This is a genomic window from Candidatus Saganbacteria bacterium (assembly GCA_016223245.1).
Taxonomy (GTDB): Bacteria; Margulisbacteria; WOR-1; order XYC2-FULL-46-14; family XYC2-FULL-37-10; genus JACRPL01.
Map to the genome: position 1 here is coordinate 84660 of JACRPL010000016.1, position 6957 is coordinate 91616.

Consider the following 6957-nt stretch of genomic DNA (forward strand, 5'->3'; position numbering starts at 1 on the left):
AATAATATATAGAAAGCCCAAGTTTGCCTGTTAGTACCGGGTTATTTTATTTTTATAAGGGGGGGGACGAAAATGGCTATTGATGCAAATACATGGGGGAGATATTTAGGAAATAAGGGAATCGATAAATCTCTTGCGAATAAATTGTCTAATGGAGAAAAAGTTAAAGTTAAAGCAGGAAAAGAATCTGCGGATGCCGATGCAGTCGAGGTTGATCTGAATAACGGCTTAAGCGACGCGGAATTATCCGCTTTGGGTATTCAAAAAGGCAAAATTGATGTAATTATCGATGCCGGATGGGACTTGGATGACACTAAAGCCAACAAAAACATAGAAGAAGCCGAACTTAAAACAGCCTATGTCAAAATGAAGGAATGGGGCGATGCCCACGGCCTAAAAGAAGACGAGGCCTATACATTGTATTTTAACAGCGAAGAGTTCCATTTAGAAAACTTGGCCGATGTTAAAAAAGCCAGGGAAGAGTCAAGTGATATAATTAAAAAAGAGTTTGACGCATGGGCGGCCACAACAAAAGAAACCGATAAATCATTTGCTAATTATTTAAAAGCCGAAAAGAAGATCCCAGCCGATTCTTTATTGGTCAAAAATGCCCCTAAAGACGCAAAGGACTTGCTAAAATTGGCACTGCTTTCGACTTATAAACCGGAAATCCAGAAGAAAGCAGGATTAACCGATCCGATCGATAAAGCGTATGTTGCCGATCCGGCAAAATTTTACGATAAAGCCAAGCTAGACTCGTGGGTGGGTTTATTTAAGCCTGCCGATGCTCCTGTGCTATCACCACCACCACCACCACCACCACCCCCTCCTCCTCCTCCTCCTCCTCCTCCAGCGGCGCAAGGTGGAGTAATTGCGCCAAGGGCATCATAAAATTATTCCATCAACTTTGCAATTTCGTATGGGATTTGACGATACATAATGGGAAAGTAACGGGTAATGGGTAATGCGATAAGTGTTCATAGCTTTACGCATTACTTCCCAACGCATTACAAAATAAGGAGTAAAAAAATAAATGGCCGAAATGAAGCCGGAAGGCATAAGAGCCGTATATAGGAGAATAATCAAAAGTTTGGGAAAGGTGAAAACCGATCACGACCTAGAATTAATCGACAAAACTAATGATTCAGGAAGCGGTGCCGATAAATCCTTCGTTTATGCTAAAGTTGACAAAGGCACTGTAGTAATTGCAAATTCGTCCGATGAAGCCGCTAAAAAGGACAAAACTTTCACAAAGATCGACCTAAGCGACGGCTTGAGCCGTGATGAACTTGTGGCTTTAGGTATAAAGCCCGAAGAAATAGAGATTTTAGGGATAATCGGGCGAGGATGGAAGCTTAAAGGCGAAAAAGACGCGCAAGCAGACACTGATCCCAAATCCCAGATCATTGAAGACAGCGAAGTTGCAATGTTTGATAATGCTTGCCGCGAATACGCGGATGCGTACGGCTGGTCTAAATTTGAAGCGCAAAACGCTTATCTTTATCCCCCAAAGGACCCTAAAGATCCGGGATTTGTACGCCAAGACCTTGAAACGCTTGCAAAAAACAGGAAATCAGCTGAAGCCGCGCTTTTTGAAAAAATAAAATTGGTAAAAACCAAGGATGAGCTATTGAAAGCGATCAAAACAGAACTGTCGCTTGATGATAGCAGCCCTATTATTAGGAATATTAACCATTATTTTGACAGCGCACAATCTGACATCTCGAAAGACGATAATAAAAAGGAAATATTAACATATATTTTAAAACTTGCTTCCGGCTCGCAATGGAATAATAATTTCCAATTAATTCAGCTTCGTATAAGAATTCCAATTGAAACAAAATATACAGGCGATATGAGCTTGGCTAGCTTAAAAGCTTGGGCGCCTACTGCTAAAGAATTTAGCACCGCGCCTATGCCTGCGCCTACGCCTGCTTCTCCAACCGGAACAACAGGCTCAACAGGCGCAACGGATAAACGAACCGAGGCAATAGCAAAAGCAAAGGAACTTGCCACAAAAGGCGATTATGCCGGAGCTAGAAAAGCACTGGATGGATACGTAGCGGACGAAGAAGGCAAAAAAATAGATGAAGCACTTCAAAGAGTTGTCAATGCCGAAGAATATGTTAAAACAAAAGATTACGAAAATGCCCGCGATATATATAAAAATTATCTCCAAGGCATCCCTTATCTTCCAAAAGCCATAGATAGGCTTGATGAATTGGAAAAATTATTCCAAAGGCAAAGGCCTGTTTTGCTCGATGCCAGAGCGAAACTTGAACAATGTTCCACCCTTTCATCGGAAATAAGAGAGTTATTGAGGCTTCAGCCCGACGGATGGATAGTTAGCGGTAAGGCAAAAGGCGAAAATATCATAAAGATAATTGATCCTCTCCGAAGCGTAGATATTGGCGAGATCAGTGGCGGTGTCGAATCTATGGATAAATTGGCGAATTTTAATTTAAGCCTGGTGTCCGCAATTGATTATTATGAAAAAGGAAAATATGATACCGCGTTAAAATTGCTTGGGCCTCTAAAACGTCCCGATTATTATAAATCTTTTTATTTGGCAAAGTGCCACGAAAAGCTCGCCGAAGCCGAAAGATCGAAAAAAGATAGGGATAAATTTGTTGAGATCGGGCATTTAAGATCGGCTCTTTCATCTTATACAGAAGCGGCCCAAAGGAACGGATTGCTTTGAAAAGAAAAATCACGGCAGTCCAAAAGGAAATAGACGATTCGGGCGAGCTTGGGACCGAGCACATTAAAGCCGATGGCCCCCCTAAAAAGTAAAAGCTGATTTTAACAACCTTAATTTATGTGAAATTTAGAGAAGTTCTGGCAAGCGTTTCAAAAAGTTTGACCATGGCAGAACCTCGATTGGCCCCTCATGGTACGGTTCGCCAGCTTCACAGACAAGGAAACAAGGAATGTTTGGATTATCTGCGCAGAAGGAGCGGAATCCGGAAAAATCATTTCCTCCGACTTCTCTTTTGGCCTTTATTTCAATGGCCGTGCATAATTTTCCCTGTTTTTCAATAACCAGATCAATTTCCGCTCCGGTATTGGTTCTCCAATAATAAATTCTCGCTTCGCTCTGCAAATATTTCAGCAGGCGGTATGTTTCCACTACAATAAATTGTTCAAAAAGGCGGCCGCGCAGGAGGTTGTCGGGAGGATCGCCTAAATGCCGGTTAATAGCATTGGTTATTCCCAGGTCAAAAAGATAAAACTTAGGATGTCCGCTAAGGCGCTTGCGCAGGCTCTTGCGCCATGGGTCAAGCCGAAAACCGATCAAGGTGTCTTCTAAAATTTCATAGTAAGATTGGACCGTCCTGTTCGGCAAATGGCATTCCCTGCCGATATTTGAGAAGCTGACCAGTTCGCCAAATTGGCTGGCAGTAATATCTAAAAACCTTGAAAACCCGCCAAGGTTTCTCACGATACCTTCGGCCTGGATTTCTTCCCGCAGATAAGTATCAGCGTATGCTTTTAGGAGGTCTGTTTTTTCCTGCCCATTTTTCCCATAAACTGAAGGCAATGAACCAAATCGCAATATATCTTCGAGCTCAAAACTATCTTCAATTTCAAAATAGATGAACGGGAATAAAAAGCGTTCAACCGCCCTTCCACTCAGTAGATTTGCTCCGCCCTTTCTTAGTTTACGGGCACTCGATCCGATCAGGATAAATTGGATTTTTTTATGGTCCATCAAAAATTGAATTTCATTTAAAAGAGCGGGAATCCGTTGAATTTCGTCAACAAAAATAGTTTTAATTCCATCTTTTTCAATTTTTTGAAGCGCTTCTTTGCGGAATAATTCAGGATATTTTGAATATTTGCTAAAAGGTTCGTTCAAGAGCAGATTTATGGTCCAAAAATCACTTTTAAGCGTTTCACCAACTAGGGTGCTTTTCCCAGTTTGCCTGGGTCCAAAAAGGAAAAATGACGAGCTTTCAGGTATTTTCAGCCAACGCTTGATCATGATGCTATATTGTATTACACTTTGGCAGCGTTGTAAAGGGATGTTAATCCTGTTAATCCTGTCAACATATCGACTTTGTTTTACTATGCCAATTTTTAAATGATTGAAGATTCTACTTGACGGATGCTTGCATGTAAGCCTTACGCCCCCCCCCGCGCAATCTTTTTGATTGTAACTACGCATTGAAAAACAAGCTTGATTTTGAAAGTATAGTTTGATATGATGTTTATCATATGAAGCGTAAAATAGAAGAATTACTTATAAACAGACTAAATACTGATAGGGCTGTTGCAGTTCTTGGCCCAAGACAGGCTGGAAAATCTTTCATATTAAAACAATTGGCAAATTCTACTGGCGCACATTATATTACACTTGATGATCCGCTCCTTCGAAGTGAAATAAGCACGGATCCTCTGCAATATCTTCGCCGCCATTATGAGAAAGGCAATTACTTGCTGATCGATGAAGCGGCTAAATTGCCGCCGATCTTTGAAGCTGTTAAAATATTAATCGATGAAGCCGGCTCCAGCCCTTCAAGAATTTGCTTGGCAAATTCGGGCAATTACTTGTTGATGAAACGGATAAAGGAATCGTTGGCCGGCAGAATATCCCTGCTCTCAATGTATCCTCTTTCATGGCAAGAATTTACTTTGTCAAATAATGAACCGGGATTATTCCATTTAAATGAGCTGTCAAATGTGGTCCCAAAGTCATTTGTCGAAATAGATAGAATGAGAACAGAGCGGTTATTGTGGGGCGGGTACCCGTTCCCGTCTCTTTCTCCGCAAGTTGAGTCAAGAAAGAGATGGGGAGAAGATTATCTAAAGACTTATGTCCTCCCAATAATCCTTGAACAATTCAATATCAGGGATCTTGAAGCTTTTGAAAAATGCGCGCGGTTGTTTTTTCTCCAGAGCGGCAAACATCTCAATTATAATAATTTAGCCCAAGAGGTCGGCGTTAGCCAGCCGACCATCGTAAATTATATCCATCAGCTTAGGGCAATGATGCTGTTTATAAGCTTGGAAGGATATTACAAAAACTCAAAAAAACGATTGCTTAAGCAGCCCAAGATACATATCATTGACTCATTATTCTTGCAGTCGGCTTTTGGGTCGGGATTTAATATCCAAAATGCGAAAGAATCGAAAATAATGGGGGCAATTTATAAATCCTTTATCTGTTCAGAAATAATAAAAACGTTTGAAAATTATGGAAAGAGCTATAAGGCTTATAACTGGCGCACTGCCGACAAAGCAGAAGTCGATATTGTGCTTGAATATGAAGGCCAAACCTATCCCTTGGAGATCAAAATGTCGGAAAAGTTGTCATCCCGAGACATTTCGGGATTATTGATGTTCCTCGATGATAACCCCGCTGTTAATGAGGGTTATATTATTTATCAAGGAAAAGAAACGCTCGAGTTGCATCCTAAAATTAAAGCGATCCCCGATTGGCTGCTTTTAGGCGCTTATTAACATATCAACCGGCGCAAGTTCTGCCTCGAAAACCCCGATAGATATACAGCAAAGGATGTTTTTGCTAGGAGGAAACTATGAGCGATCAAACAATCGCCGATAAAGTCCAAAATTTTAAGGCTGGCTGCTTAAGAAGCGGCAAGCAGGTCAAATTAGGAACGCCTGGGGAAAAAGCCGATGGCAAGCCTGCAACGGTTGACGATGTCTTCGCTGACGGAAAATTCCACGCATCAACATATCTTGACACGGTATACATTTCGGATAGGGCCGCATCTTATAATGGCGAAGAGATCGACCTTGCAAAAGGCGATGTTTCAAAAGCCGACTCCGAGAGGCTGGGGCTTACGCCCGAAAAAGAAAAACAGTATAAATACAAAGCATATCTTAGCGAAGGAGAGCTTGATCTAGCGAAAACCAATCCAAAAGAAAAAGGTGAACTTGTGCAAGCTCTTGCTCGAAAGTTTGGGAAAACCGTTGTGCTTGCTAAAGGGTCAAAGGCGGAGAGTACTTTTGCGCTTTTAACCGCCGGCAAATTTTATGTTTCTTCATATATTCTTGCTCCCGGGATCATTTATATTTCAGAGATCCCTCCTAAGAACGGCCAAAATTGGAATTTAGTTGATCTAACTGATGGCAAATTAAACCATCAAGAAAGGCGCTTATTGGGCTTGGATAGCAAGAAAGGCCTTGATGAGGCGCTTGACGCCGGATGTGTTTATAAAGATACGAAGGGAAATGAGTGGAAAAATGACGTTGCTGTTGCCGCTCGACCTGAACCGGCTAGGCCAGCGGCGGTAGCCACGCCGAAATCAGCTCCAGCGGTGCCAGCTCCAGCAGCGCCACAGAGACCAAGTGCCCCAGCGACAGTTCCAGCTGTTCAACCAGCCGCTGTTGCGCCAAAAAGACGAGTGGCCACTACTAGTGGATTTATGGGTCGGATTGGCAATAACGGAAGATTGTTTGTAAGCGGGGAAGCGGTGTACAAATCAGCCTTTGGAAAAAGAACTCCTGCCGTTTCAAGTGATGACGAGCCTGGGACAGCGAGCATAAAATTAAATATCGGCGGCGGGGTTTCTGATGTGCTAGGTAGTATAATAAGAAGGCCACAATTAATTTTCAATCGAAATGCAAAGGCTATAGAAGCCGGACCCAAAACAGCTGAAGCTCAAGCCACGGGCGAAGTCGGACGAGCTGAAGAAACCGCGGCTGAAAGAGCTCTTCGTTTGGAGGATGAAAAAAGAGAAAAAGCCTTAGCTCAAAAATTAGCCGATCCAATGAAAACACGACAAAAAATGGTTTATGTTGAAGCGGTAAAAATAATTACCGCCGCATTTGTAAAAGCTGGAAAAGCTCCAGGAACTGTTGCGGTAACGGGTAGTAAAATTACGATCTCCATAAGCGTTCATGGCAGGGATGAAACAACGCAAACTTTTCAAAGGGTTAGTGTTTCGAATATCACAGCCAAAGGAAAAGTCAGCAAAGCCTTATTGGTAG

5 protein-coding genes are annotated in these 6957 nt (G+C 42.2%); 4 read left to right on the forward strand and 1 reads right to left on the reverse strand.

Annotated elements, in window-relative coordinates; genetic code table 11:
• Window positions 1-72 precede the first annotated feature (72 nt).
• Together HZC34_06610 and HZC34_06615 are read left to right on the forward strand one after the other, a co-directional pair.
• Complete coding sequence (locus HZC34_06610; protein ID MBI5701489.1) at window positions 73-891, forward strand: hypothetical protein; 819 nt, start codon at window positions 73-75, stop codon at window positions 889-891.
• A 142-nt stretch (window positions 892-1033) separates the two neighbouring features.
• Entirely contained in the window at window positions 1034-2701 is a 1668-nt protein-coding gene (locus HZC34_06615; GenBank protein MBI5701490.1) for a hypothetical protein, read from the forward strand.
• A 126-nt stretch (window positions 2702-2827) separates the two neighbouring features.
• Here HZC34_06615 and HZC34_06620 read toward each other — a convergent pair whose 3' ends face one another.
• Window positions 2828-3985: an ATP-binding protein gene (locus HZC34_06620; protein MBI5701491.1), complete on the reverse strand. Its 1158-nt coding sequence runs from the start codon at window positions 3983-3985 to the stop codon at window positions 2828-2830.
• A 233-nt stretch (window positions 3986-4218) separates the two neighbouring features.
• Here HZC34_06620 and HZC34_06625 point away from each other — a divergent pair, with 233 nt between their 5' ends.
• Entirely contained in the window at window positions 4219-5463 is a 1245-nt protein-coding gene (locus HZC34_06625; protein ID MBI5701492.1) for an ATP-binding protein, read from the forward strand.
• Between the two features lie 77 nt (window positions 5464-5540).
• On the forward strand, window positions 5541-6957 hold a 1417-nt coding region (locus tag HZC34_06630; protein ID MBI5701493.1), incomplete at its 3' end, for a hypothetical protein.